The sequence below is a fragment of the Corynebacterium vitaeruminis DSM 20294 genome, from assembly GCF_000550805.1.
Lineage (GTDB): Bacteria > Actinomycetota > Actinomycetes > Mycobacteriales > Mycobacteriaceae > Corynebacterium > Corynebacterium vitaeruminis.
The window spans coordinates 1,985,374-2,011,098 of sequence record NZ_CP004353.1 but is presented as its reverse complement, the minus strand read 5'-3'; the positions used below and the strand labels follow the sequence as shown (position 1 = coordinate 2,011,098).

The 25,725-nt window shown below is 67.0% G+C and carries 22 protein-coding genes; 16 read left to right on the top strand and 6 right to left on the bottom strand.

The genetic code is table 11. The features are described from left to right. Positions 1-47: 47 nt before the first annotated feature. The 6 genes from B843_RS09170 to B843_RS09145 all read left to right on the top strand — a co-directional run bounded on the left by B843_RS09170 (position 48) and on the right by B843_RS09145 (position 6,435). On the top strand, positions 48-1,178 hold the full coding sequence (locus B843_RS09170) for a glycosyltransferase family 4 protein (protein WP_025253217.1): 1,131 nt from the start codon (positions 48-50) through the stop codon (positions 1,176-1,178). A 120-nt stretch (positions 1,179-1,298) separates the two neighbouring features. Next, the gene (locus B843_RS09165; protein ID WP_025253216.1) at positions 1,299-2,258 is read left to right on the top strand and encodes an ROK family glucokinase; all 960 of its coding nucleotides are present in this window, start codon (positions 1,299-1,301) and stop codon (positions 2,256-2,258) included. A gap of 45 nt (positions 2,259-2,303) precedes the next feature. After that, the gene (locus B843_RS09160; protein WP_025253215.1) at positions 2,304-3,026 is read left to right on the top strand and encodes a lysophospholipid acyltransferase family protein; all 723 of its coding nucleotides are present in this window, start codon (positions 2,304-2,306) and stop codon (positions 3,024-3,026) included. A gap of 164 nt (positions 3,027-3,190) precedes the next feature. Next, a complete protein-coding gene (locus B843_RS09155; protein WP_025253214.1) occupies positions 3,191-4,330 on the top strand; it encodes an acyltransferase family protein in 1,140 nt (379 codons plus the stop codon). 148 nt (positions 4,331-4,478) lie between these two features. Next, a complete protein-coding gene (locus B843_RS09150; RefSeq protein ID WP_025253213.1) occupies positions 4,479-4,988 on the top strand; it encodes a polyadenylate-specific 3'-exoribonuclease AS in 510 nt (169 codons plus the stop codon). Positions 4,989-5,046: 58 nt separating this feature from the next. Then, a complete protein-coding gene (locus tag B843_RS09145) occupies positions 5,047-6,435 on the top strand; it encodes a class II 3-deoxy-7-phosphoheptulonate synthase (RefSeq protein ID WP_025253212.1) in 1,389 nt (462 codons plus the stop codon). Between the two features lie 58 nt (positions 6,436-6,493). Here the strand turns inward: B843_RS09145 and B843_RS09140 are convergent, their stop codons facing one another. Both B843_RS09140 and pknB read right to left on the bottom strand, forming a co-directional pair. Then, positions 6,494-7,675, bottom strand: coding sequence for a glycosyltransferase 87 family protein (locus tag B843_RS09140; protein ID WP_025253211.1), 1,182 nt, complete (start codon positions 7,673-7,675; stop codon positions 6,494-6,496). Continuing rightward, entirely contained in the window at positions 7,662-9,890 is a 2,229-nt protein-coding gene (gene pknB, locus B843_RS09135; RefSeq protein ID WP_025253210.1) for a Stk1 family PASTA domain-containing Ser/Thr kinase, read from the bottom strand. The genes B843_RS09140 and pknB overlap by 14 nt, the downstream gene beginning before the upstream one ends. 179 nt (positions 9,891-10,069) lie before the next feature. Between pknB and B843_RS09130 the strand changes: the two genes are divergently transcribed. Continuing rightward, positions 10,070-10,438 (top strand): Rv2175c family DNA-binding protein, encoded by a 369-nt coding sequence (locus tag B843_RS09130; RefSeq protein WP_025253209.1) that lies wholly within the window; start codon positions 10,070-10,072, stop codon positions 10,436-10,438. 43 nt (positions 10,439-10,481) lie between these two features. Here the strand turns inward: B843_RS09130 and B843_RS09125 are convergent, their stop codons facing one another. Beyond that, positions 10,482-11,924, bottom strand: coding sequence for an alpha-(1->6)-mannopyranosyltransferase A (locus B843_RS09125; RefSeq protein ID WP_051483576.1), 1,443 nt, complete (start codon positions 11,922-11,924; stop codon positions 10,482-10,484). Between the two features lie 205 nt (positions 11,925-12,129). Next, entirely contained in the window at positions 12,130-13,245 is a 1,116-nt protein-coding gene (locus tag B843_RS09120) for a polyprenyl synthetase family protein (protein ID WP_025253207.1), read from the bottom strand. Positions 13,246-13,408: 163 nt separating this feature from the next. On the opposite strand from B843_RS09120, the gene metF reads away from it, so the two are divergent. Continuing rightward, a complete protein-coding gene (gene metF / locus B843_RS09115) occupies positions 13,409-14,392 on the top strand; it encodes a methylenetetrahydrofolate reductase [NAD(P)H] (protein WP_025253206.1) in 984 nt (327 codons plus the stop codon). Between the two features lie 21 nt (positions 14,393-14,413). On the opposite strand, the gene B843_RS09110 is transcribed toward metF, so the two are convergent. Continuing rightward, the gene (locus tag B843_RS09110) at positions 14,414-14,995 is read right to left on the bottom strand and encodes a GNAT family N-acetyltransferase (RefSeq protein WP_025253205.1); all 582 of its coding nucleotides are present in this window, start codon (positions 14,993-14,995) and stop codon (positions 14,414-14,416) included. Between the two features lie 250 nt (positions 14,996-15,245). Here B843_RS09110 and B843_RS09105 point away from each other — a divergent pair, with 250 nt between their 5' ends. Together B843_RS09105 and B843_RS09100 are read left to right on the top strand one after the other, a co-directional pair. Then, positions 15,246-15,671, top strand: a complete 426-nt coding sequence (locus B843_RS09105; RefSeq protein ID WP_025253204.1) for an SAV_6107 family HEPN domain-containing protein — start codon at positions 15,246-15,248, stop codon at positions 15,669-15,671. A gap of 175 nt (positions 15,672-15,846) precedes the next feature. Next, positions 15,847-16,227, top strand: a complete 381-nt coding sequence (locus tag B843_RS09100; RefSeq protein WP_025253203.1) for a DUF3040 domain-containing protein — start codon at positions 15,847-15,849, stop codon at positions 16,225-16,227. Positions 16,228-16,288: 61 nt separating this feature from the next. Here B843_RS09100 and B843_RS09095 read toward each other — a convergent pair whose 3' ends face one another. Next, a complete protein-coding gene (locus B843_RS09095) occupies positions 16,289-17,317 on the bottom strand; it encodes a CaiB/BaiF CoA transferase family protein (RefSeq protein WP_025253202.1) in 1,029 nt (342 codons plus the stop codon). A gap of 510 nt (positions 17,318-17,827) precedes the next feature. Here B843_RS09095 and mraZ point away from each other — a divergent pair. The 6 genes from mraZ (at position 17,828) to B843_RS09065 (ending at position 25,550) form a co-directional block, all read left to right on the top strand. Further along, positions 17,828-18,259, top strand: a complete 432-nt coding sequence (mraZ, locus tag B843_RS09090) for a division/cell wall cluster transcriptional repressor MraZ (RefSeq protein WP_025253201.1) — start codon at positions 17,828-17,830, stop codon at positions 18,257-18,259. Between the two features lie 214 nt (positions 18,260-18,473). Further along, on the top strand, positions 18,474-19,430 hold the full coding sequence (rsmH, locus tag B843_RS09085) for a 16S rRNA (cytosine(1402)-N(4))-methyltransferase RsmH (protein ID WP_051483575.1): 957 nt from the start codon (positions 18,474-18,476) through the stop codon (positions 19,428-19,430). 58 nt (positions 19,431-19,488) lie between these two features. Further along, on the top strand, positions 19,489-20,196 hold the full coding sequence (locus B843_RS09080) for a hypothetical protein (RefSeq protein ID WP_025253199.1): 708 nt from the start codon (positions 19,489-19,491) through the stop codon (positions 20,194-20,196). 182 nt (positions 20,197-20,378) lie between these two features. Continuing rightward, the gene (locus tag B843_RS09075) at positions 20,379-22,244 is read left to right on the top strand and encodes a peptidoglycan D,D-transpeptidase FtsI family protein (RefSeq protein WP_025253198.1); all 1,866 of its coding nucleotides are present in this window, start codon (positions 20,379-20,381) and stop codon (positions 22,242-22,244) included. A 196-nt stretch (positions 22,245-22,440) separates the two neighbouring features. Next, positions 22,441-23,994 carry a UDP-N-acetylmuramoyl-L-alanyl-D-glutamate--2,6-diaminopimelate ligase gene (locus B843_RS09070; protein ID WP_051483485.1) on the top strand — a complete coding sequence of 518 codons (1,554 nt, stop codon included), beginning with the start codon at positions 22,441-22,443 and terminating at the stop codon, positions 23,992-23,994. After that, positions 23,991-25,550, top strand: coding sequence for a UDP-N-acetylmuramoyl-tripeptide--D-alanyl-D-alanine ligase (locus B843_RS09065; protein WP_025253196.1), 1,560 nt, complete (start codon positions 23,991-23,993; stop codon positions 25,548-25,550). Before B843_RS09070 ends, B843_RS09065 begins: the two co-directional genes overlap by 4 nt. Positions 25,551-25,725 lie beyond the last annotated feature (175 nt).

Here is a 25,725-nt window from a genome sequence, read left to right as displayed (position 1 = left end):
CGTCGCCTGTCCTCAGGTGGCGGGTTTTTCCTTGGTACATTCTTCGTATGACCCGCGTTCTGCTCGTAACCAATGACTTTCCGCCCACACTGGGTGGAATTCAGTCGTATCTGCGCGACTTCGTCGACACCCTGCCCGCCGAGGACCTCGTGGTCTTCGCCTCGGTGCAAGACGCGGAGGCAGCCAGGGCGTGGGACGCCCGCCAGCCCTACAAGGTGATCCGTTGGCCGGTAAAGATGATGCTTCCCACCCTCGCCACCGCGCGGCGGATGCAGGAGATTATCCGCGAGGAAAAGATCGACACCGTCTGGTTCGGCGCCTCGGCGCCGCTCGCCCTCATGGCGTCCTGGGCCAAGAAGGCCGGCGCCAAGCGCGTGGTGGCCTCCACCCACGGGCACGAGGTGGGATGGTCGATGCTCCCCGGCGCCCGTCAGGCCCTGAAGATCATCGGCCGCGACTGCGACGCCATCACCTACATCGCCGAGTACACGCTCGGACGCTTCGCCAGGGCATTCGGCGGGCGCCGCAAATTCGTGCACCTGCCGTCTGGCGTCTCCGTCACCGACTTCGTGCCCGTCGCCGAGGAAGAGCGGGAGCGGCTGCGCTCGGAGCTCGGCTGGGAAGGGGAGGGGCCCTTCATCGTCTGCATCTCCCGGCTGGTGCCCCGCAAGGGCCAGGATCGGCTCATAGAGGCCCTCCCGGAGGTCCTCCGGGCCTTCCCCAACGCCCAGCTGGTCCTCGTCGGCGGCGGAAGCTACGAGAAGCGTCTGAGGGAGCTGGCCCAAGGGCTAGAGGATCCTGTGAGCTTCCTCGGGCGCGTCGACGACGACGTCATGAAGAAGGCCATGCAAGCCGCCACCGTCTTCGCCATGCCCGCGCGCACCCGCGGGAAGGGGCTCGACGTCGAGGGGCTCGGCATCGTCTACCTCGAGGCGCAGGCGTGCGGCATCCCCGTGCTCGCGGGTGACTCGGGCGGGGCGCCGGAGACGGTCACGCCGGAAAGCGGCGTCGTCGTTCGCGGCAACGACGTCGAGGCCATCGCAGACGCGCTCAAGAGGATACTGTCGGACCCAGCCGCCGCGCGGCAGATGGGCATGGCCGGCCGTAGGAACGTCGAAAAGCGCTGGACGTGGGAGATCATGGGCAAGCGTCTGCGCGATGTGTTATCCGTGAATTAACCCGAAAGTAAGTATTCGGTCATTGCCTTGCTAGACTTTATGGGTTAATGCTGGGAATTTCTCAGCGCCTGCCGCGTTGAAGTGCACGGCGTGAAAATCGGTAGAAAAGGCAGGACTCGCATGCTGGAAGGCCCCAAGTCGGTGACCGTCGGTTTCGATATCGGCGGTACCAACATGCGCGCTGCCGCGGTGACCAGCACGGGCGACATCGTCGATTCCCAGTCGGTTCCCACCCCGCGCACGGCCGAGGCGCTCGAGTCTGGCATTGCATCGCTTGTCGACGCCCTCGCGGCCAAGCACCGCGTGGAGGCGGTGGGACTCGCCGTCGCTGGCTTTCTCGATCCCGAGTGTGAAATCGTCCGCTTCGCCCCGCACCTGCCGTGGCGCGACCGGCGGGTGCGCGCGGAGCTCGAGCAGGCGCTCGGGCTGCCGGTGAAGGTGGAGCACGACGCCAACGCCGCGGCGTGGGGCGAGTACCGCTTTGGCGCCGCCCGCGGCAACGACAACTGGGTGCTCTTCGCGCTCGGCACGGGCATCGGAGCCACCCTGATGAACGAGGGGGCCATCTACCGCGGCGCGTTCGGCACCGCCCCGGAGTTCGGGCATCTCACCATGGTCCCCGGCGGGCGGGAGTGTGCCTGCGGCAAGCGCGGCTGCCTCGAGCGCTACTGCTCCGGCACGGCGGTCGAGGAAACCGGCCGCGAGATGCTCGCGGAGTGGGCCGGACCGAGCGCCCTGCGCGAGCTCGAAAAGCGCGGGGAACTTACGGGCAAGAACATCATGGAGGCCGCGCGCTGCGGCGACGAGCTGGCGCTCAAGGTCGTCGACGACTTCGCCATGTGGCTGGGCCGTGGGCTCGCCATCGTCGCCGACGTGCTAGACCCCGGGCTCATCCTCCTAGGTGGGGGAGTGTCCAAGTCGGCAGACCTCTACCTCGACGCCGCCGTAGCCCACATGGCGGAAAACATCGTGGGGTCTGGTTATCGCCCGCTTCCTCGCGTCGCCTGCGCGGAACTGGGGGCCGATGCGGGTATGATTGGCGTAGCCGATTTGGCCCGCCAGCGCGTGGCAGTGTGCTAAATCCCCACCCCTCACCCGGACACAGCCGAAAGTGGATCGCTTCTGATGAATAACAAATGGTATTGGTTCTTCAAGTCCATCCTGATCGGCCCGGCGCTTCGCGTGTACAACCGGCCGGAGATCGAGGGGCTGGAGAACATACCTACCCAGGGGCCAGCGATCCTCGCCTCCAATCACCAGGCGGTCATGGACTCCTTCTACCTGCCGCTGCTGTGCCCGCGCCAGATCACCTTCCCCGCCAAGCAGGAGTACTTCACGGGGACCGGCCTCACGGGCGCTATCCAGAGGTTCTTTGTCACCTCCGTGGGCCAGATCCCGCTCGACCGCACCTCCGGGGACGCGGGCCAGGTCCTCATGAACGCCGGCACGGGCGTGCTCGACAAGGGGGACCTGTTCGGCATCTACCCGGAGGGAACCCGCTCGCCGGACGGCCGCATCTACCGCGGTCGCACCGGCATGGCTCGCCTCGCGCTGAAGACGGGCGTCCCGGTCGTGCCGGTCGCGATGATCGGCTCCCGCGACGCCAACCCCATCGGGACCGTCGTGCCGCGCCCGGCCAAGGTGCGCATCCGCATCGGGGAAGCGATTGATCCGCTCGCCTTCGTGAAGGAGAAGGGGCTCGACCCCGAGGGGCGCGAGGCGCCGCGCGCGCTGACCGATTACGTCATGCACGAGCTGGCCCGGCTCACCGGACAGGACTACGTCGACCTCTACGCCTCCGATGTGAAGAAGGCGCTGGAGGCCGGCGAGGGGCTGCCGGAGGCCTAGGCCCGGCGCTTTCTGAGAGAAAAGGAAGAGTCTGTAGAGGGATTCACTTTCCCTACCGGAAAACACCAGCGCAGGGGTACTATTTAGCGTTGCCTTACTTTTAAGAACCCTTAAGTTTGTATACGCTAAGTTGGTTCGATTGATGGCGCAGGAGAGGGGTCGCGGTGAAGGAAAGGCTGTCGTGGCCCGACGTCTCCCGGGGGCTTTCCATCATCGGTGTCCTCATCCTCCACGTGGGAATGGCCGTGCCCTACGGCACCGAGACCGCCCTGCACAAGATGAACGACGAGTTCGCCCCGCTGCGCATGCCGCTGTTCTTCCTCGTCTCCGGGTTCTTCGCGGTGAAGGTGCTGCGCATGAGCTTCGTGGAGCTGTGCACCAAGCGGCTGTGGCTTCTCGCCGTGCCCTTCGTCTTCTGGACCCCCATCGAGCGCTGGCTGAAGGCCGCAGAGCTGCACTACGCCTACGAGAAGGCCTTCCCGATCCGCAAGGACTACGTCGAGGCCGTCCTCACCGGCCAGGGCATCTACTGGTTCCTCCACGCGCTCATCGCGTTCACCGTGATCCTGTGGGCGACCAAGTTCGCGCCGGTGTGGGTGAGCTACGTTATCGTCGCCGTCTCCGTTCTCGGCCCCGGCCTGCTGCTCTCGCCGTGGACGCAGGAGCACCTGCCGGCGCTCGCGGGGCTCGTGGGGCACCCCTACCTGCCCTTCCTCATCAAGTACCTCTGCTACCTGCCGCCGTTCCTGCTCGGCGCGCTCCTGCGCCCGCACATCGCGAACTTCGCCCAGAACGCGTTTCACCCCTTCGCCATGTTCATCGCCGCCGCTGGGCTGTGGATGGGCTACTCGCTGCTGCACGCGCCCGAGGGCCCGTGGAAGGACACGACCAACATCGTCTCCTCGCTGCTGTTCCTGCCGCTGGCGGTCTCGGTTGCCGTGTTCCTCGGTTACGTCCCGCTGCTGGGTAAGGGCATCGGGTTCATCGGCCGCCACACCCTGCAGATCTACATCGGCCACCAGCTCGCGCTGACCGCCGTGTTCGGGTTCTTCTTCCGCTACCGCGACGAGGGCTTTGCGCTGACCGCCGACCGGCTCGTGGACACCACCGGCTACTGGGTCATGGTGTGCATCCCCATCGCCTTCGCCGGGGGACTGGTCATGCACGCGGTCCAGAAGACCCCGGTGCTGGGCTGGACCATGAAGCCGCCGGCGATCGCTCCGCTCGTCGAGTCCGCGCAATACAACCTTCGCGCCGCCATGCGCCCGGCCCGCATCCCCTCGCGCGAGACCGACTTAGAGTGACCTCATGGGGCCAGCCCATAGGCCCGCTGCGTAACATGGGGGGTCGACAGGCGGGCGGCCGAAGCCGCAGCCCGCGTTCCCTCCCCTCGGCGCGATCACGCGAGATGGCGGTGGGCGTCGACAAGCAAAAGCAAGAAAGACGGGACGCATGCGGTATTTCTATGACACCGAGTTCATAGAAGATGGCGAGACCATCGAGCTCGTATCCATCGGCATCGTCGCCGAGGACGGGCGCGAGTACTACGCAGTGTCCACCGACGCCGACCATGCGCGCGCCAGCCGCTGGGTGCGCGAGAACGTGCTGAGCAAGCTGCCCAACCCCTCCGACCGCGCGTGGAAGTCGCTCGACGCCATCCGCGGGGAGGTGCTCGAGTTCGTCAGCCACGGGCACGCCCGCCCCGAGCTGTGGGCCTGGGTCGGCGCCTACGACCACGTGGTGCTCGCGCAGCTGTGGGGAGACATGGCGGGGCTACCGAAAAAGCTTCCCCGCTACACCCGCGAGCTCAAGCAATACTGGGAGATGGCCGGGCGCCCCTCCCTTCCGGAGGTGCCCGACGGCAACCACGACGCGCTCGTGGACGCCCGGCACAACCTGCAGAAATTCCGCGTCTGCATGCAACACCTGCCCCTGGATAGGAACAATCGGGCGCGCCGCTAGCGGTATTTTCCCCTTATAAATTATTGCGGGGTCAATAACTCATGCTAAATATAAGGGTGTGAGTTGGACAGTAGATATCCCTAAAGAAGCACTTCCAGATCTTCCACCGCTGCCAGGTGATCTGCAGAAGCAGTTTGAAGATGTCATTTCGCGCGACGCAAAGCAGCAGCCTTCTTGGGATACTGCGGCGGCAGAAAACGTCCGCAAGATCCTCGAGTCGGTCCCGCCGATCGTGGTCGCGCCCGAGATCCGCGTGCTGAAGAAGCAGCTGGCGGACGTGGCCAACGGCAAGGCGTTCCTGCTGCAGGGCGGCGACTGCGCCGAGACCTTCGAGTCCAACACCGAGCCGCACATCCGCGCCAACATCAAGACGCTGCTGCAGATGGCCGTCGTGCTCACCTACGGCGCGTCCACCCCGGTGGTTAAGATGGCTCGCATCGCCGGCCAGTACGCCAAGCCGCGCTCCCAGGATCTGGATGCCAACGGCCTGCCGAACTACCGCGGCGACATCGTCAACGGCGTCGAGGCCACCCCGGAGGCCCGCAAGCACGACCCAGCCCGCATGATCCGCGCCTACGCCAACGCGTCCGCCGCCATGAACCTGGTCCGCGCGCTGACCACCTCGGGCACCGCCGACCTCAGCCGGCTCAACGAGTGGAACCGCGAGTTCGTCTCCAACTCCCCGGCGGGCGCGCGCTACGAGGCGCTGGCCAAGGAGATCGAGCGCGGCCTGCAGTTCATGAACGCCTGCGGCGTCTCCGACGAGACCCTGCGCTCCGCCGACATCTTCGCCTCCCACGAGGCGCTGCTGGTCGACTACGAGCGCGCCATGCTGCGCCTCGCCCAGGACGAGGAGGGCAACACCGAGCTCTACGACCTGTCCGCGCACCAGCTGTGGATCGGCGAGCGCACCCGCGGCATCGACGACTTCCACGTCAGCTTCGCGGCGATGATCGCCAACCCGATCGGCCTCAAGATCGGCCCGACGGTCACCCCGGAGGAGGCCGTCGCCTACGCCGAGAAGCTCGACCCCAACTTCGAGCCGGGCCGCCTGACCTTGGTCGCACGCATGGGCCACGATAAGATCCGCACCGTGCTGCCGGGCATCGTCCAGGCCGTCGAGGCGTCCGGCCACAAGGTCATCTGGCAGTCCGACCCGATGCACGGCAACACCTTCACCGCGTCGAACGGCTACAAGACCCGCCACTTCGACAAGGTCATCGACGAGGTGCAGGGCTTCTTCGAAGTCCACCGCGCGCTGGGCACCCACCCGGGCGGCATCCACATCGAGCTGACCGGCGAGAACGTCACCGAGTGCCTGGGCGGCGCCGAGGACATCACCGACGTCGACCTGCCGGGCCGCTACGAGTCCGCCTGCGACCCGCGCCTGAACACCCAGCAGTCGTTGGAGCTGGCCTTCCTCGTCGCGGAGATGCTGCGCAACTAGACGCATAAAAAACGAGCCTCCATCCTTTCACAGGAACGGAGGCTCGTTTGCTTTGTGCTTATCGACGCCTACGGCCAGCGCCCACGGGACGGACCATGACCACGACGATGACCACAAGCGCGTAGAGCACGTAGTGCAGGCCGAGCAGCTGCTCGAACCAGTTCCAGCTCATCTCGACCTGGTGGTCGCGCGGCAGCAGCGCGTGGAAGTCAAGGAAGTAGGTCATGAGTATCGCCCACGCGGCGAGCACGTAGTGGCGGGTGAAGTAGAGCGCGATCGCGGCGGGAACCAGCCACACCCAGTGGTGGGACCAGCTCACCGGGGAGACGCACAGGCAGCCCAGCGCCACGACGATGAAGGCGAGGAAGTCCTGCCCGGCCTTGTGCGCGGAGCGCGCCGAGAAGTACACGAGCACGGTGACGATGACCGTGGCCACCAGCCAGATGAGCCGGGTGTCGGCGCTGATGCGGGCGTTGAGGCCGGAGAGCGAGACGTTCATGGCGTACTCGAGGTTGCCGATGCGCCCGTTGTCGAAGAGCACCGCGGTGAAGTACTGGATCGTCGTGTGCGGGTGGATGAGGAAGGCCAAGAAGGTGGCGCCGAGGAAGCCGCCGATCACGCCGGCCACGCCCTTCCAATCCCGGCGTGCGAGGTAGTAGAGGCCGTAGTAGGCGGGGGTGAGCTTGATGGCTGCGGCGATGCCGACCAGCACGCCGCGGGGAAGCCGGCGGAAGACGCCCGTGACGTCGGCGATGACCAGCGCCATGAGCACCAGGTTGATCTGTCCGAACTCGAAGGTGGCGCGCACCGGCTCGCTGACCAGGGCGAAGGGGACCACCCACAGCGCCTCCACCCAGGGGCGGGCCTGGCCGTAGTGGGAGAGCACCGCGGCGACCGAGGCCCACAGGCACAGCGCGGACAAGGCGATGATGATCACCTGCACCGCCGTCTGGGGCAGCAACGCCAGCGGGGCGAAGAACAGCGCGCCGAACGGCGGATAGGTGAACGGCAGGTCGATCAGCCGGGTGTGGAAGGACTGATCGTAGAGGTTTCCGCCACCCAGGAACTCCTTGGCGCCGAGGCGGTAGACGTCGACGTCGAGGAGGTAGGTGAGGAAGGAGTTGTCGCCGCGCAGCAGCCAGAGGATGAAGAGCACGGAGGCGACGCCGCCGATGATGGCCCCGATCGTGCCGAGCCCGGAGGGCTTGGCGCTGGCCGGTGGGGTCTTAAGAGCGGGCACGGATGGTTACCTCAGTTCCTTCGTTCGCGTTGGTCGCCCCGATGCTCATAGGGCTTTGCCAGTATACTCGGGCGTTCGCGCTGGCAGAACCGGAGACCTTGACGGTGAACCCGGCCGCGGTCAGCGCCGCCTTGGCGTCCTTGACGGTCTTGCCGATGACGTTGGGGACCTCCACCTTGCCCACCAGCACCAGGTTGACCGAGGTCTGCGCCGAATCGACCAGCGAGCCCGCTTCCGGGGAGGTGGAGGCGACCTGGTCGGCCTTCGAACCGGTGGCGGTGGTGGAGGTGCTCACGTCGCCGACCTTTAGCCCCGCCGCGGCCAGCGCGGCCGTCGCCTCCTTCTGGGTCTTGCCGGTGAGATCGGGGATCTCCACGGCGGTGGAGATGTTGAGCGTCACCGAGGACCCCTTGGGCAGGCTCGTGCCCGCGACCGGGTCGGTGCCAAACGCGTCGCCCTTGGCCGCCTTGTTCGAGAACTGCTCGGAGGTGGTGACCTTCAGCCCCAGCTTCTCCAGCTGCGAGGTGGCCTGCGCCTGCGACAGCCCCTCGACGTCGGGGACGGTGACCGGTGCCGCGCCCTTGGAGGTGTGCACGGTGACGGCCGAGCCCGTCGAGACGGTCTGCCCCGCGGACGGGCTGACGCTGACAATGCCGCCGGTGGGGACGGTGTCGGAGTATTGCTGCTCGCCTGTGCTGAGCGTCAGGGTGCGCTCGTCTAGCAGCTGCTGATAGGTGTCGAGCGAGCGGTCGGAGGGGACATCCGGGACGGTGGGCTTGCCCAGCGACACGAGGACGGTGACCGGGTCGCCCTTCACAGCACGGTCGCCGTAGGCGGGGTCGGTGCCGACGGTGAGGTTCTCCTTGACGTCGTCGCTGTAGACGCTCGAGGTCTGCGTGCTAAATCCCGCCTCCTCGACGGCGGCGACGGCCTGGATCTGGTCCATGCCGAGTACCTGCGGGATCTCGCCGTAGCGACCGGAGCCGAACCACCAGGCGCCGATCGCGACGGCGACCGTGAAGACGAGCACGGTGACTAGCCAGACGGCAAACCCCGCCTTGCCGCGGTTGCTCACCTTCGGCGCGCCGCGCTCGGGCTCGACCGGCTCCGGGACCCGGGCCTCCGGCGGCTGTGTCACCGGCGGCTGCGGGAGCGGCGCCGCGGCCTCGGGGAAGAGCGAGGTCGGCGGCGTGAACTGGCGGGTCTCGCTCGCGGGCGGGGTCTCCTGGAAGAGCTCCGTGCGGGCGGTGGGGGAGACCCCCTCCTCGGGCGAGCGCGGGATGTCGGTGGTGAGCAGATCCGTCTGCGAGGTCGCGGGGCTTAGCCCCTCCGAGGCGCGATGCGCGGCGGAGTTCATCGGCACCGGCACCTGGAACGGCGGCAGCTGAAGCTCTCGGGAGACGTCCGTGAGCGCGCTGAGGAACTCGCCAGCGTCCGCGAAGCGCTCGGCGGGGTCGAGCGCGGTGGCGGTGGCGACCAGCTCGTCGAAGAGCTTGGGCACCCCGTCGATGCGGCTCGACGGCGCGGGCACCGTGCTGTCGAGGCGGGCGTAGGCGTGCGCCAGCTGGGAGTCGCCGCTAAACGGGGTCGTGCCCGTGAGCAGCTCGAACAGGAGGATGCCCGCGGAGTAGACGTCGGAAGCCGGGGTGATGTCGGCGCCCGAGACCTGCTCCGGCGACAGGTAGGAGACGGTGCCCACGATCTGGTTGCTCGTAGCGGGCGACGCCGAGGCGGCGCGCACGAGGCCGAAGTCGGCGAGCTTGACCTGGTGGTCGCCGTTGATGAGCACGTTGTCCGGCTTGATGTCGCGGTGGACCATGCCCGCGCGGTGGGCCACGTCGAGGCCGGTGAGCACAGACGACAAGACGGCCGCGGCGGCATGCGGGGGCATGGGGCCGCGCTCGGCGAGCAGCTCGCGCAGGGTGCCGCCGGTGATCAGCTCCATGATGAGGAAGATGTGCTCGCCGGTGGAGGAGAAGTCGTAGACGCCGACCAGCTGCGGGTGGCTGAGCTGGGCCATGGAGCGCGCCTCGCGCTTGAAGCGCTGGCGGAAGATGGGGTCGTCGACGTAGCGGTCGTCCATCACCTTGGCGGCGACGTTGCGCCCCAGGCGCAGATCGATGCAGCGGTAGACGGTGGACATTCCGCCACGGGCAATGGGTGCCTCGATTTTGTAGCGTCCCTCTAGTACGTCTCCGACCGTCAACATCGTCATGGCTAATAGTATGGACGAACCGTTGCGCTTTTCGCTAACCCGTGCTCGTATCGTTATGAAGGTTCGCTGAGAGCAAAATCCGGGTGCAAAAGGCCCGGATGGCCGCCGTGCCGTAGGCGTCGGAAAGCGAATGCAGGGGCAACGGGCGCAAGCTTTGGGAAACCGCTACATTAACTACTGTGAGTAATCAACCAGTTCCGCATACCGTTCTTCCCTCCGGCGAGCCGCTGCTGAGCGTCCCCGATTACGCCGATCGCCTGGGAGTGCCCGTCACCCGCGTGTTCGACGCGCTCGGCGACCACAAGCTCATCGCCGTGGTCGAGGACGGGGTGAAGAAGATTCCCGAGGCGTTCCTGTCCGCGAAGAACACGACCAACAAGTTCGTGCCCGGCGTCATCGCGCTGCTCTCGGACGGCGGCTACTCCGACGAGGAGATCCTGCACTACTTGTTCACCGAGGATGATAGCCTGCCCGGCCGCCCCATCGACGCCCTCCACGGGCACCTCGCGCGCGAGGTCATGCGCCGCGCCCAGGCCTCGGCCTTCTAGAAAAACGGACCGCCCCGATCGACGCCGAGGCGGTCCGTTCTACTTATTCAACGCCCGTTGCGGTTTCTGCTTCCGCCTGCTTTCGCTTGTCGACGCTACCGTGGAAGATCCACTGGACGGCCCACCACGCCCCGAGGATCGCGATGGTCATCCACACGATGTTGTAGAGCTGGTGGTTGCCTCCGCCGGTAAACGCCATGGCCACGATGATGGAGAACCCGGTGGCCAGCTTCTGCATCCACGGGCGCGGGCGCACGGTGCCGATGAGCGAGATGATGCTCGCGTAGTACCACGGCAGGGTCACGGAGTTGAACACGAAGGCGAAGATGTAGGCGCCGATCATGCCGCGGGTGGCGGCCAGCTCGCTCTTGCGGAAGTACCACCAGCAGCCGATCATGCCCAGCCCCATGATCACCATGGAGGCCTCGCGGACGACGCCGAGCAGCGAGTTGTACGGGAAGGTGTCGGTCCACACGCTGGCCACGAGCCCGATGGAGCTGGTGACGAAAGACGGGAAGGCGAGCGGGTTGATGACCTTGGTGTTGCCGGTCAGCGCCGCGATCCAGCCGAAGTTCGACCCGGACGCCCACGTGATCGCCCACAGGATGGCCACGGTGATCACGGCCCCCGCCGCGCCGTAGCCGAGGAAGGCGAGCGCCTTGTTCTTGGAGCCCTCGCGCCGGGCGACGGCGTACCAGACCACGAAGGGGAGCACGAAGGCGGCGGTGGCTTTGAGCGACATGGCCACCGCGATGACCGCGATGCCGCCCAGGATCCGGCCGCGCAGCGCCAAGAGGATTCCCAGGCAGGTGAGGCTCACCATGACCGCCTCGTTGTGCATGCCGCCGACCAGGTGGAAGACCATGAGCGGGTTGAGCACGCCGATCCACAGCGCGAAGCTGGGGCTCGCGCCGAGGTGGGAGGCGATCCTCGGCACCGCGTAGACGAGCACCGCGAATCCGGCCAGGGAGACCAGCTTATAAAGGAACAGCCCGGCGGTGATGTTGTCGCCGACGATGGAGGTGATGATCTTCCCGATCCACAGGTGCAGCGGGCCGTAGGGGGTGGTGGTGTTGCGCCAGTCCGGGGAGACCTCCACCAGGTAGGGGCCGGGGTTGAACGCCGCGCCCTGGGTGTAGGGGTCGAAGCCCTTGCCGAGCAGCGCGCCCTGCATGAGGTAGGAGTAGATGTCCCGGCTCATGAACGGCCCAGCGAAAAGCAGCGGGCCCACCCACTTCAGGCAGATTCGGTTGAGCGCGGACATGCTGGCGGCGTCGTCGCCGATGCCGCCCCTGATCACCCTCTGCCCGAGGCGGACCCAGGCGAGGACGAACAAGATGGTGCCGATGAGCAGGCTGACGTTCGCGATCGCCGCGCCGTGCCCGTACTGGAAGAAGGCCAGGCGCAGGGCCACGAGCACGCCGCCGTGGCTGCGGGTGGCGCCGCCGCCGAAGGAGGCCAGCGTCATGATGATGCTGGCGAGCATGCCGAAGGTGCCCAGCGGGATGGCTGCGACCCTCCGCAGCGGGCGGGCGAACCAGAAGTCGTCGATCCAGCTGCGCGCGGGGGAGGCAGCGTCGGCGCCCGCGCTCGCCGCTGGCAGCGTGCCCGCTGGGTGCGTGGTCATGGCGGTTCTCCTTGCTTGTTGGTAACTGCGCTAGTCGGGGTCGGCAGCGGGGCCGCCTTCGGCGCTAGACGCGGCGGGCGGTGGCCTTGAGCGCGAGGGCTTCGAGCGCCTCGACCGCGCCGGGGACGAAGGAGGCCTGGCCTAGGCGGTCGAGGCCCTGCTTCGTCAGCTCCCCGATGAGCGCCTCCACGTCGTCCTCGGCGCCGGTGGAGCGGATTGCCTCGGCGAGCCGGGCGATGTCGTCGGGGGCGGTCACTGTACCCACGCCCTGGCGGATGAACAGCGCGGTCGCGGTGTCTCCCGCGGCGTCGGCGCGCTCGAGCGCCTTGGCCACGAGCACCGTTCGTTTGCCCTCGCGGAGGTCGTCGCCAGCGGGTTTGCCCGTGACCGCCGGGTCGCCGAAGACGCCGAGCAGGTCGTCGCGCAGCTGGAAGGCGATGCCGATGTCGTGACCATAGGCGCGCAGGGCGTCGATCTGCTCCTCGCTACCGCCAGCGAGGGCGGCGCCGATGTGCAAGGGGCGCTCGATGGTGTAGGCGGCGGTCTTGAAACGGTTGACCTTCTGCGCGCGCTCCAGCGACTCGCTGCCGGAGGCCTCGTTGGTGATGTCGAGGATCTGCCCGCCGATCACCTCGGTGCGCATGCCTCGCCACGGAGAAAACGCGCGGGCGCGGGCCTCTTCGGGGACGCCTGAGCCGTGGAACATGTCATCGGCCCAGACCATGGCGAGGTCGCCGATGAGGATGGACAGGGAGGCGCCGAAGTGCTCGGAGGAGCCCGCCCAGCCGTCGGCACGGTGCTGGCCCTCGGCGATGCGGTGGATCGTGGGGTTGCCGCGGCGGGTGTCGGAGGAGTCGATGTAGTCGTCGTGGATGAGCGCGCAGGCCTGGATGAACTCGAGGCTGCTGACGGCCCGCAGCACGGCATCGGGATTATATTCACCGTCTTTCCATCCGCCCACGGCCCCGAAGCCCGCCCACGCGTAGGTGGGGCGGATGCGCTTGCCGCCGCCTAGGACGTAGGCACGCAGGAGATCGACAGACTCGGCGACGGGAGCGCCGATCTCCGCGACCGCGGCGGCCTGCTCGTCGAAGAAGCCCTCCAAGCAGGCCTCGACGTGGCCGGGGATGTCCGAAAGCCCGATGGGGGCGGAGCTGAAATCTGGGGCGGCGGTGGGCATGATCCTTCTATGTTCAGCTTTCTTTGACGACGAGGGTGTTCCTCGGGGCGGACAACAAACGATCCCGGGTGCTCCCGGGTGGTGGAATGAAGCTGCGAGGACGGCGGGGGATAGCCCCGTCTTCCTTTTTCATTCCTCGTCTTACTTCAATAAGATACCCGGCATGGCCCAGCAACCGATTCCCGCCTCGTACCAACGCTCCATCACTGACGTCATCAGCATGCCGAGCCCCGGGCGGATCCCCTTTTCGGTTGAGTTCATGCCCCCGCGCGACGACGCGGCTGAGGCGCGCCTGTGGAAGGCCGCGGAGACCTTCCACGACCTCGGCGCGGCGTTTGTGTCTGTGACCTACGGCGCGGGCGGGTCCTCGCGCGAGCGCACCACCAGGGTTGCCCGCCAGCTGGCCCGCCATCCCTTGACCACGCTCGTGCACCTGACCTTGGTCAACCACACCGAGGAGGAGCTCATCAGCATCCTCAAGGACTACGCTGGCGCGGGTCTGTCCAACCTGCTCGCGCTGCGCGGCGATCCGCCGGGGGGCGACCCGCTGGGGGAGTGGACCCCGACGCCGGGCGGCTACCACTTCGCCAGCGAGCTCATCGAGCTGACCAAGCGCCTGCCGGAGACCTCGCACTTCCAGGTGGGCATCGCCACCTTCCCCGAGGGGCACTTCCGCGCGCCCTCGCTGGAGGCGGACACCGAGTTCACCCTGGCCAAGCTGCGCGCCGGGGCGGAGTTTTCCATCACCCAGATGTTCTTCGACGTCGACTACTACCTGCGCCTGCGCGACCGCCTGGTGAAGGCCGACTCCGAGCAGGGCGCGAAGCCGATCATCCCGGGCATCATGCCGATCACCTCGCTGCGCAGCGTGCGCCGACAGATCGAGCTGTCCGGCGCGCACCTGCCCGCGCAGCTTGAGGAGCGGCTCGTCGCCGCCGCGCGTGGGGATGAGGAGGCGCACCGCGACGACATTCGCAAGGTGGGCATCGAGGTGTCCACGGCGATGGCCGAGCGCCTCATCGCCGAGGGCGTGCCGGACCTGCACTTCATGACCATGAACTTTGCGCGCGCCACTCAGGAGGTCCTCCACAACTTGGGCATGGCGCCCGCGTGGGGTCCGGAGCTCGGCCACGACGCCGTGCGTTAGTCGCTTCTTGCTTGTCGACGCCTATCGCTCCGCCGCTGGCAGCCGCGCCGACAGGGGCAGGGCCGCATAGAGAATGGCGAACGGGCGGGGATCCCCGCGGAAGACGAAGTTGCGCAGGAGATCCTCAAACCCGAAGGCGCGGTAGAGCCGGAACGCGGAGTTCTCCTCTCCCGGAACCTCGGGCGTGGACAGCACGACGAAGCGCTGCCCGGCAAGCGAAAGCAGCTCCTGGATCAGCCGCGTGCCGATGCCCATGCCCTGGCACTGCGGGGCGACGTGGATCTCGGTGAGCTCGAAGAAGGAGGCGAGAACCTCGCGCTGAGCCGCGCTCGGACCGCCGGTCTCGAACACCCCGCGCATGATCTGCTGCGTCCACCAGTGCGAGTGGCTCCCGGGGTGCCCGTAGGTGACGCCCAAGACGTGCGTCCCGTCATGAGCGATGACGGCCTGGAAGCCGGGCTCGGTGCTGTCGCGCTGCCACACCGTGATGCGTTGGTCGCGCATGTCACGGGAGTAGTTCATGGCCTGCAGATAGATGTCCACCAACTGCGGTGCTAACTGGGCAAACTCCAGCCGACTGATGGGCATATACGTCACGGTCACGCCCTCAAACTTACGGTAGTTCCCCGTTCCCGTCATGGGATTGGGTTAATTGTGCGGCGGCGAAATGTTCGAACACCCTCTTCCCAAATTCGAACACGTGTACTAAAATCGTGGGTGAAGGTCGTGGCTGGAGCATACATTCAGTCACGTACCGCCGAGGGGCCGGGAAGCCGGTCGGGCGAGCCTCCCTAAATTCGCTTCGCAACAGAACACAACGCAACAGCATTCACTGAAAGGAGTGTTGGTCACCATGTCACAGGTTATCTCCGCAACGGCAAAGTTCAGGCGGTCCTCGTTCAAGCGGGAGGAGTTTCTGGGGAAGGCGCGCTACCTCCTCGCAGATGCCAAGCGTTCGCTGGCGGCGGGGGACAAGGAGTCGGCGCTGGAGTTCGCCTACCAGGCGGCGCTGCGCACCGCTGGCGCGCGCGTCGCGGACTCCAAGGTTGCCACCCGCGCACGCAAGCCCCAGAGCGCGTGGGAGCAGCTGCGCCTTGTGGACGAGGAGGGTGCGGCTCAGGCCGCGCAGTTCTCCGCCTACTCTAGGCTGCGCTCGCGCGTGGCCAGCGGGCTCGAGTTCAACGTGGACGAGGGCGTGGTGCGTCGCCTCGTCGAGCAGGTGGAGGGCTTCATCTTTGACGTTGAGTCGGTAGACGGCCAGCTGCCCGCCGCCGCCTAACGCCTACCCCTGAGGGGGAAATAGGCTCCCGCCGTTGGGGTGTTCGGATTACCCCAAAAGTGGCGGGTTTGCCTGTTTGGGCACTAATTCTGGAGGGCGGGAACTTTCTTACTATCCTTGTAGTTGTTACAAATGAACTCGAATAAAACCCATTGTTAACCCCAAGGAGGTAAGGGTGGCTCTCTCAGAACAAGAGCAACGTGCGTTGCGTGAGATTGAGCAGTCACTGATGGCTGATGATCCCACGTTTGGAGCGTCAGTTACTGATGCGGGGTTTGGCCAGGGCGGCTCCTTGAGCATCCGCGGCATCGCGGTGATCGTCATCGGCCTCGTCATGCTCGTGGGTGGTGTGGCACTCAGCCAGCACTCGCTGTGGTTTGTGACCTTGAGCATCCTTGGGTTCATCGTCATGCTCGCCGGCGGGGTGTGGATGCTGAAGGGCAAGCGCGGCCCGGGCGGCGGGTTCGGCTCGCCCAAGAAGAAGTCGGCGCCGAAGCCCAGCGGTGGGTTCGGCGGCCGGATGGAGGATAACTTCCGTCGTCGCTTCGAAAGCTAATAGATAAGTCATAGGCGGGCGCCTCGGTCATGGGACCGGGGCGCCCGCCTTTGCTCGTGATCTAGGCCAAGAACCGCGGCGCGGGGGAGGGGTGGGTGACGCCGTCGCGTTCCACGTACGACTGCCTGGCGGCTAGGTGCGGGTGGGAAAGAACCTCGTCGGGCGCGACGACCTCGAAGGCGCAGGCGTCCGAGCCCTCGAAGACCTGGGTCCACTCCCGCTGCGTCTTGGCGGCGAACGTTCGTGCGAAGGCCTCGCGCATGGCGGGCCAGGTCGACTCGTCGTATTGCTTCGCGGGATCGAGCTCGCCTTCAAGGCCAAGCTTCTCCACGAGCTCGGCGTAGAACTGGGGCTCGATGGCGCCGACTGTCATGTAGCGGTCGTCGGCCGTGCGGTAGACGCTATAGAAGGGCGCGCCGCCGTCGAGCAGGTTTCCGGCGCGGCCGCCGGACCACTGCCCGGCCGCGCGTAGGGAGTGGAGCATGGCCGTCATGGAGGCGCAGCCGTCGACGATCGCGGCATCGATGACGCTGCCTTGGCCGGTGAGGTTCGCGCGTATGAGCGCCGCCAGCGCCCCGGCGATGAGGTACATGGAGCCGCCGCCGAAGTCGCCGAGCAGGTTCATGGGCGGGACCGGGGTGCCGTCCGCGCCCGCGATGGGCTCGAGCGCACCGGAGATGGCCACGTAATTAATGTCGTGCCCCGCGCGCTGGGCGAGCGGTCCGCTCTGACCCCAGCCGGTCATCCGGCCGTAGACGAGGGCCGGGTTCGCCCGCATGGCTTCCTCTGGGCCGAGCCCGAGCCGCTCGGCCACGCCGGGCCGAAACCCCTCGAGCAGGATGTGGGTGGAGGGAAGCCGGTCGAGGATCTCGCTCACGTGCGCGGGGTCCTTGAGGTTTCGCTCCCAGAGGATCTGGTCGCGGAAGAGAACGTCGTGGGGGACGCTGCCGGGTCCGGCTCCCGCGCCCGGTCGCTCAACCCGGGTGACCGTGGCGCCGAGGTCGGCGAGCACCATCCCGGCGAACGGGACGGGCCCGATGCCGCCGAGGGTGAGCACGTTGATTCCTTTGAGGGGGCGGGAGTTGCTCATGCGCTCTCCTTCTATGTGATCTGAGTTATAAAACCGGTCGAATTATGGTGGAGATTACTATAAGTCGCCCGGCGGGGAGAGTTTTCCCTTCTATTGAGGCCCCCACACTGCCCCCCCACTTTCCCCCACCTTTCTCCTTGCTGGTGCAGGGGCCCCTTGGGGTACCCTGCACCACCTGAGAGAAATTACCAGCTTGTCGATGTGTCAGATCACTTGTGTCGTGTAGTGATGGAAAAGTGAATAAAAAGGCGTAAATGATGCGAAAGTTACTGATGTTACTGGAGTGAATTGGGGCGCGGGTGGGCAGGAAAAACCTCCCCACTTTTATACCTGCTGTTCAAAGGCTAGAAATCGCGTCGTCTGGGTCGGGTTTCGGCGTCATTGCTTCCTTAAGTGGGGGAAAGTGGGGTAGTGTGGTGGGCGATGGTAGAGCGGAGAACCTAAGAAATTCTCAACTCGCACCATGAGGAAAAACATCCGATCGATACGGCGTGTGGAGGTAAGGCCCCGATGTTCCTCGGTACCTATACCCCCAAGCTGGACGACAAAGGGCGGCTGACGCTGCCGGCGAAGTTCCGCGAGGATCTCGCCGGTGGGCTGATGGTGACCAAGGGGCAGGACCACTCCCTGGCCGTGTACCCGCGCGAGGAATTCGCAGCGAGGGCACGCAAGGCGGCGGCGGTGTCCCGGACGAACCCGGAGGCCCGCGCGTTCATTCGTAACTTGGCGGCCAGCGCCGATGAGCAGCGCCCGGACGGGCAGGGTCGTATCACTCTGTCGGCCGCGCACCGCGCCTACGCGGGCCTGACCAAGGAGTGCGTCGTGATCGGCTCGGTGGATTTCCTCGAGATCTGGGACGCAGAGTCCTGGAACGCATACCAGCAGGAGACCGAGGCCGCCTTCTCCGCGGCTGACGGCGACGTGCTGGGAGACCTTCTGTAAAGCACAGCGGAGGTTGGCGTAAGAACTCCGTTCGGAGTGAGTGGGATCTGGTGTACTTCCCCGATATCAGATCCCTCCTCCCCGGACGGGGCTCTGTGTTTGCCCCGCAGCGCAACTGCCGAGAACACGAACGAGGGGGTGGCTAGTGGAAAAGGCGCTAGGTTCCGAGGAACTTTCCTACGACATCACGGACAACCACGGGCACGTCCCCGTCATGCGCGAGCGCATGGCCGCCCTCATCGAGTCGCCCGTCGCAGCGCTGGGCGATCGCGCGGTCATCCTCGACGGCACCCTCGGCGCAGGCGGTCACACCGAGTACTTCCTTTCGCAGTTTCCGCAGGCCATGGTCATCGGGCTCGACCGTGATGAGCATTCGCTTGCCGACGCGCGCAAGCGTCTCGAGCCCTTCGGCGAGAGGTTTCTGGGCCTGCACTGCCGCTTCGACCAGTTCGAGGAGCCGCTAGCCGAGGCGGCGGCCGCGGGTGCCCGCCCGGCGCAGGTGGTGCAGGAAGCGGGCTTCGCCGGGGCGTTGTTCGATCTCGGCGTCTCCTCGATGCAGCTCGACCAGGTCGAGCGCGGCTTCGCCTACCGAGTGGACGCTCCGCTCGACATGCGCATGGACGACAGCACCGGGATCACCGCCGCGGACGTGCTCAACACCTATTCGCACGGCGACCTCGCCCGGATCCTCAAGAACTACGGCGACGAGCGGTTCGCGGGCAAGATCGCCTCGGCGATCCTCCGCGAGCGGGAGAAGGAGCCGTTTAGCACCTCCGGGCGGCTTGTCGAGCTCCTCTACGCCACCATCCCCGCAGCCAGCCGCCGCACCGGCGGGCATCCCGCTAAACGCACCTTCCAGGCACTGCGCGTGGAGGTCAACCGTGAGCTCGAGGCGATCGAGAACGTGATCCCCGTGGTCGTCGACAAGCTAGCGCCCGGCGGAAGGGCGGTGTTCATGTCGTACCAGTCGCTGGAGGACAAGATCGTCAAGCGCCTGTTCAAGGAGTACACGACGAGCAAGACCCCGCCGGGGCTGCCGATGGACCTGCCCGAGTTCGCCGCCAAGTACCGGCTGGTGACCCGCGGTGCGGAGAAGGCCAACGAGCAGGAGATCGCGGACAACCCGAGATCGGCGCCCGTCCGAGTCAGGGCCATCGAGGCCTTAACTTAAACCCCCTACCCGAGACCCCACTTTCGACACGCAAACGACACAGGTTGGAGCACACACAATGACCATGACGCAAGGATCTGGCCGCGATTCACTGCGTCGCTCGCATGTATCGAGGGACTATTCTCGCCAGTCGACCGCGACCCTTGACGGCGCGCGCCGCATCCCGCGCACGAACCCCGCCGCCCCCGAGCGCGCTCTCGTGCCGCCGGGGCGCCGCCGCGCCTTCCAGCACACCCCGGGCTCCCAGCAGCGCTTTTCGCAGCGCGGGCGCCGGATCGCTGACAACAAGAAGGCCGTCGAGCCGCGGCTGGTCAAGATGCTCGCCGGGCTGTTGGTGTTCATCGCGCTGGGCGTGTTCATGGCCATGACGGTGTCCGGCTGGACCACCTCCCAGACCTTCCAGATCCAGAACCTGAAGTCGCAGGAGTCCACGCTCAACAACCAGATCGAGACGCTCAACCGCGACCTCCAGAACGCCTCTTCGTCCGCCGAGCTCGCGCGCAAGGCCAACGAGATGGGCATGGTCGTGCCCGACCAGCCCGGCGTGCTCGCGGTGAACGAAAACGGAGACACGAGCGAGCAGCGTCCGGCTTCCGACCTCACCCGCCCTATAGTTGATGTGAACGGACAGCAGGTGAAGGCTACGACGGCGTCGAGCGACCCGGCGAAGACCAACGAGGTGACCAACAACCTCAACGCGCTTCCTCAGACGAATAGCGCCCCTGCCCACAACGGCACGACGATTGCGCCCTATGCAGCGCATTAAGGCGGACTCATTAAGTGACTGGTTCACACGAAGGGCGTGGACTCCCGCCGCGTGACCGCGATCCGCAGGGCTTCGACCCGCGCGGCCACGGGCGGGAGAGCAGCCGAAAGTACGAGCGCGAGCGTGAGCTCGGGCTCAAGCGCAAGGTGAACTCCGCGTCCCCTGCCGCCCAGCAGAACTCTATGTTCCAGCGGATCAGGTGGGCGACGTGGATCGCCGTCGCCGTGGCCGCGGTCTTGATCCTGCGGCTCGCGGTGGTCCAGCTCGTGTGGGGCCCGGGGCTGTCCAGCCTCGCGCAGGAGCAGCGCACCCGCGTCTACGTCGAGTCCGCGCGCCGCGGCGAGATCCTTGATCGCTCCGGCAAGGAGATCGCCTACACCATGCAGGCCCGCTCGCTGACGGTGTCGCCGAACACGCTGCGCTCCGAGCTCAAGCAGCAGGCGGAGCTCGATCTCCAGCAGTCCGACCAGAACTCGCAGTACCAGGGCGACGCCCGCGCCGAGCTTCTCAACCAGAAGGTCGACGACGAGCTCAAGCGCTACTCGGAGGAGATCCCACAGACCATCAAGGACGCGGGAGCCTCCACCGACGACCTCAAGAGCGAGGACATCCTCAACAAGCTCAAGTCCGACAGCAGCTACGAGGTGCTCGTGCGCAACGTCGACCCCGACGTCGCCCAGCAGATCGCCGATTCCTTCCACGGGGTCGCCGCGGATCTGCAGAGCATCCGCCAGTACCCGAACGGAGCGATCGGCGAGAACATCGTGGGCAAGATCTCCCAGGACGGCCAGGGGCAGTTCGGGTTCGAGGCCTCGAGCGATGCACTGCTGGCCGGTGTGGACGGACGTTCCACCGTGGACGTCTCCGCCAACGGCCAGGTCATCCCCGGCACGACCCGCGACGAGATTCCCGCGACCGACGGCGCAACCGCCACGCTCACCATCGACCTGGATCTTCAGACCTACGTCCAGCAGCAGATCGAGCAAGCCGTGGCCAACTCCGGCGCCCAAGGTGGCGAGGCCGTCGTCCTCGACTCCAAGACCGGGCAGGTGCTCGCCATGGCCAACTCCGGCACCATCGACCCGATCGGTGACATCCAGGCGCAGCTGGACAAGGGCAAGAATTTCGGCAACGAGACCATCTCCAACCCGTTCGAGCCCGGTTCGGTGGCCAAGATCATCACCGCCGCGGGAGTGATCGAGAACGGGCTGAGCACGCCCGACGAGGTCATCCAGGTGCCGGGCAGCATCGACATGTCCGGCGTCACCGTCAAGGACGCGTGGGAGCACGGGACCGTGGGGTATACCACGACCGGCATCTTCGGTAAGTCCTCCAACGTGGGCACCCTGATCCTGGCCAAGCGCCTCGGCGAGGACAAGTACGCCGACCTGCTGCAGAAGTTCGGCATCGGCCAGTCCACGGGCATCGAGCTGCCCTCGGAGTCCTCCGGCATCCTGGCGGACCGCTCGCAGTGGTCGGGCGGTACCTTTGCTAACCTCCCGATCGGCCAGGGCATGAGCTGGACCCTGCTGCAGATGGCCAGCGTCTACCAGACCATCGCCAACGGCGGTGTCCGGGTCGAGCCGCGCATCATTGCGGAGATGAAGGACGCCGAGGGCAACGTCATCGAGCAGCCGGCCCCGAAGCAGACCCAGGTGGTCTCGGCGCAGACGGCGCGCACCGTCATCGACATGTTCCGCGCGGTCATGCAGTCCGACCCGACCGGCGTCCAGCAGGGCACCGGCGCGAGCGGCGCCGTCGAGGGATACCAGACCTCGGGCAAGACCGGCACCGCCCAGCAGGTCGATCCCAACACGGGTGCCTACTCGAACTCCGCCTACTGGATCACCTTCGCGGGCATGGCGCCCGCGGACGACCCCCGCTTCGTGGTGGCGATCCAGCTGGACCGGCCGCAGCGCGGCGTCCACGGCGAGGGCGGGCAGTCCGCGGCCCCGCTGTTCCGCGACATCGCGACCTGGCTGCTGAACCGGGACAACGTGCCCCTGTCGAAGCCGATGGAGGGACAGCTCATCCTGCAGGCCCAGTAACGGCGGGCCGCGCAGACACCCACCCGAACAATTGAATACCCTAAAAAGGACACTGTGCCGCCGGTGGAGCTTGCACCCCTAAGCTTTGCCGGCGGGACCTCATTCTTCTCGCGCCGCTGGCCACCACCGGGCTGCCAGCCGATAGGCGTCGACAAGCGAAAACCGAGGAGCGCAACGCTCGAGAAAGGAACACGCCGTGACAGCAACACTATCGTCGCTGGTGGAGGTCGCAGGAGGCCGCTTGGAAGCCCCGGAGGGAGCATCCCACGAGGACCTCGCGATCGCCGAGATCGGGCTCGACTCCACGCAGCTTCCTTCCGGCGGGCTCTTCGCGGCGCTGCCCGGCACCCGCAGCCACGGCGCGAGCTTCGCGGCGAGCACCCCGGCGGCGGCCGTGCTCACCGACGAGGCGGGCCTGTCCATCCTTCAGGGCGAGGGCTACGCTAAGCCGGTCATCGTGGTGGACAACGTCCGCGACGTTCTGGGCTTCGTCGCCGCCGAGATCTACGGGCACCCGTCGAGGGACATGACCATCATCGGCGTGACCGGCACCTCCGGCAAGACCACCACCAGCTACCTCATTGAGTCAGGGCTCATCGCCGCGGGCGCGAACGTGGGGCTCATCGGCACCACGGGCACCCGCATCAACGGCGAGCCGGTCCCCACCAAGCTCACCACGCCGGAGGCGACGACGCTGCAGGCGCTGTTTAGCCGCATGCGCGACCGCGGCGTCACGCACGTGGTCATGGAGGTTTCCTCCCACGCGCTCTCGCTCGGCCGCGTGCGCGGCACAGACTTCGACGTTGCGGGCTTTACCAACCTCTCCCAGGACCACCTCGACTTCCACGCCACGATGGAGGAGTACTTCGAGGCCAAGGCGCTGTTCTTCGACCCCGCCTCCCCGATGTGCGCCAAGAAGGCCGTCATCTGTATCGACGACGAATGGGGCGAGAAGATGGCCGCCCGCGCGCAAGACCCCACGACCTGCACCACGGTGGGTAAGCAGGCGGACATCGCCGCGGTAGACATCAAAGCCGAGCCCAGCGGCGCCCAGCGCTTCACGCTCACCTTCGCCGATCGCTCCCTCGACGTCGAGCTCCCGCTGCCGGGCCGCTTTAACGTCGCCAACGCCACGCTCGCGCTCTCGCTTATCGACGCCGTTGGCGGGGACACCGCGGCCGCCGCGAAGGGAATCGCCGGGGTGGGCGTGCCCGGCCGCATGGAGAAGATCGACGAGGGGCAGGACTTCCTCGCGGTGGTCGACTACGCCCACAAGCCTGCGGCCGTCGCCGCCGTGCTCGACACCGTTCGCGCGCAGGTCGACGGCAAGCTCATCGTCGTGGTGGGCGCGGGTGGCGACCGCGACGCGGGCAAGCGCCCCATCATGGGGGCCGAGGCGGTGCGCCGCGCGGACCTCGTCATCATCACCGACGACAACCCGCGCTCCGAGGACCCGGCCACCATCCGCGCGGCCGTGCTCGAGGGCGCGAACTCGGCGCTGAAGGAGGAAGCCCCCGCAGCCCGCGGCACCCGCGTCATGGAGATCGGCGACCGCCGGGAGGCCATCCGTGAGGCGATCCGCAGCGCGGGGACCGGCGACGGCGTCGTCGTCGCGGGCAAGGGCCACGAGGTCGGCCAGCTCATCGCCGGCGTCAACCACCACTTCGACGACCGCGAGGAGGTCCGCGCCGCGCTGACCGATCCCACCCTCTCACCCTCTGGCAACCACCCCGAATCGAAGAAAAGATGATTAACCTAAGCCTCGCAGACATCGCCCGCATCGTGGGCGGCCGCGTCGCCGACGCGCCCGACGAGAACGCGCTAGTGACCGGAAACGTCGAGTTCGACTCCCGCAAGATCGGCCCCGGCGACCTCTTCCTCGCGCTGGCGGGCGCCCGCGTCGACGGGCACGACTTCGCCGTCAAGGCCACCGAGCAGGGCGCGGTGGGAACGCTCGCCTTCCGCGAGGTCGGCGTGCCCGCGGTGATCGTCCCGCCAGTGCCGGAGGAGGAGCGTAAGCACGACAGCTACGCCCTCGAAAACGACGCCGACGGCTCGGTGGCGGCGGTGCTGGCGGCGCTGGGGAAGCTCGCCCGCCACGTGGTGGACACGCTCGCCACCCCGCACCAGGCGGGGGAGGAGACCGTCGCCCTCACCGTCATCGGAGTGACCGGCTCGGCCGGTAAGACCTCCACCAAAGACTTCATGGCCACCATCTTCCGCGCCGCGGGCGCCACGGTGGCCCCGCCCGGCTCCTTCAATAACGAGATCGGGCACCCCTACACCGCGCTCAAGTGTGAGCCGGTCACCCGCTACCTCGTCGCCGAGATGTCGGCGCGCGGCCTCGGGCACGTGGCCAACCTCGCGCGGATCGCGCCGCCGAAGATCGGCGTGGAGCTCAACGTCGGCTCCGCGCACCTGGGCGAGTTCGGCAGCCGCGAGACGATCGCGCAGGCCAAGGGCGAGCTCGTGGAAGCCCTGCCCGACGCCGCCGAGGGCGGCGTCGCGGTGCTCAACGCCAACGACGACTTCGTCATGTCCATGAGCCCGCGCACGAAGGCAGGAATCCTCCTGTACTCGGCGCTGGGAAAGAAGGAGGCGTCCTACGCCGATGCCACCGGGGAGCGCGTGAACACTTCGGTGGACATCGTCGCCACCAACGTCAGCCTCGACGAGCTTGCGCGCCCGAGCTTCGACCTCACCATCCGTGGCGAGGAACAGGGCCGCGTGCAGCTAGGCGTGTTCGGCGAGCACCAGGTGGCCAATTGCCTGGCCGCCATCGGCGCGGCCGTGGCGGCGGGCCTCGACTCCGCGCTCATCCTGGGCGCCGTGGCCTCTCACCACAACGCCTCCGCGCACCGCATGGACGTGCGCACCCGCGCCGACGGGGTGACCGTCATCAACGACTCCTACAATGCCAACCCGGAGAGCATGCGGGCGGGGCTCAAGGCGCTGGTCTCCATGGCCGCTGGCCGAAAGGGTGCTGCCAGCTGGGCGGTGCTCGGGCCGATGGGCGAGCTGGGCGAGGACGAGGTCGGCTCGCACGCCGACCTGGGTCGGGAGCTCGCAAGCCTTGGCGTCGACAAGCTTGTCGCGGTAGGCGACAACCCGCTGAGCGCCGCGATGAAGGACGCCGCGCAACGAGCGGGCGTTGAGGCGCGGCTGGTCGCGGACAACGATGCCGCCGCCGCTGAGCTGCGCGAACGCCTGCGGCCCGGCGACGTGGTCCTGGTCAAGGCGTCGAATGCGTTCAAGCTCTGGCAGGTCGCCGAGGCCCTCGCCGAGGCCCCGGGCGCCTCAAGTTAAGAAACTCATGAGCAGAAGTTAAACTAATTCCCGGGAAGGAGCCGAACGCGGGTTGGGAATTCCCAACTGCGACGGCTATCGGGAAAACGGCCGGGTGCTCTAATAAGGTTGAATAAAAGGCCTCGGCGCGGCAACGAATCATTAGTGAACACGAGAAACAGTAGGTGAGCAGACA

Excerpts from the sequence above, each read along its gene's own strand:
- B843_RS09170 (WP_025253217.1), top strand. The coding sequence starts at position 48 with ATGACCCGCGTTCTGCTCGTAACCAATGACTTTCCGCCCACACTGGGT.
- B843_RS09165 (WP_025253216.1), top strand. The coding sequence starts at position 1,299 with ATGCTGGAAGGCCCCAAGTCGGTGACCGTCGGTTTCGATATCGGCGGT.
- B843_RS09160 (WP_025253215.1), top strand. The coding sequence starts at position 2,304 with ATGAATAACAAATGGTATTGGTTCTTCAAGTCCATCCTGATCGGCCCG.
- B843_RS09150 (WP_025253213.1), top strand. The coding sequence starts at position 4,479 with ATGCGGTATTTCTATGACACCGAGTTCATAGAAGATGGCGAGACCATC.
- pknB (WP_025253210.1), bottom strand. The coding sequence starts at position 9,890 with ATGACGATGTTGACGGTCGGAGACGTACTAGAGGGACGCTACAAAATC.
- B843_RS09125 (WP_051483576.1), bottom strand. The coding sequence starts at position 11,924 with ATGCTCGCCAGCATCATCATGACGCTGGCCTCCTTCGGCGGCGGCGCC.
- B843_RS09120 (WP_025253207.1), bottom strand. The coding sequence starts at position 13,245 with ATGCCCACCGCCGCCCCAGATTTCAGCTCCGCCCCCATCGGGCTTTCG.
- metF (WP_025253206.1), top strand. The coding sequence starts at position 13,409 with ATGGCCCAGCAACCGATTCCCGCCTCGTACCAACGCTCCATCACTGAC.
- B843_RS09105 (WP_025253204.1), top strand. The coding sequence starts at position 15,246 with ATGTCACAGGTTATCTCCGCAACGGCAAAGTTCAGGCGGTCCTCGTTC.
- B843_RS09095 (WP_025253202.1), bottom strand. The coding sequence starts at position 17,317 with ATGAGCAACTCCCGCCCCCTCAAAGGAATCAACGTGCTCACCCTCGGC.
- mraZ (WP_025253201.1), top strand. The coding sequence starts at position 17,828 with ATGTTCCTCGGTACCTATACCCCCAAGCTGGACGACAAAGGGCGGCTG.
- rsmH (WP_051483575.1), top strand. The coding sequence starts at position 18,474 with ATGCGCGAGCGCATGGCCGCCCTCATCGAGTCGCCCGTCGCAGCGCTG.
- B843_RS09080 (WP_025253199.1), top strand. The coding sequence starts at position 19,489 with ATGACCATGACGCAAGGATCTGGCCGCGATTCACTGCGTCGCTCGCAT.
- B843_RS09075 (WP_025253198.1), top strand. The coding sequence starts at position 20,379 with ATGTTCCAGCGGATCAGGTGGGCGACGTGGATCGCCGTCGCCGTGGCC.
- B843_RS09065 (WP_025253196.1), top strand. The coding sequence starts at position 23,991 with ATGATTAACCTAAGCCTCGCAGACATCGCCCGCATCGTGGGCGGCCGC.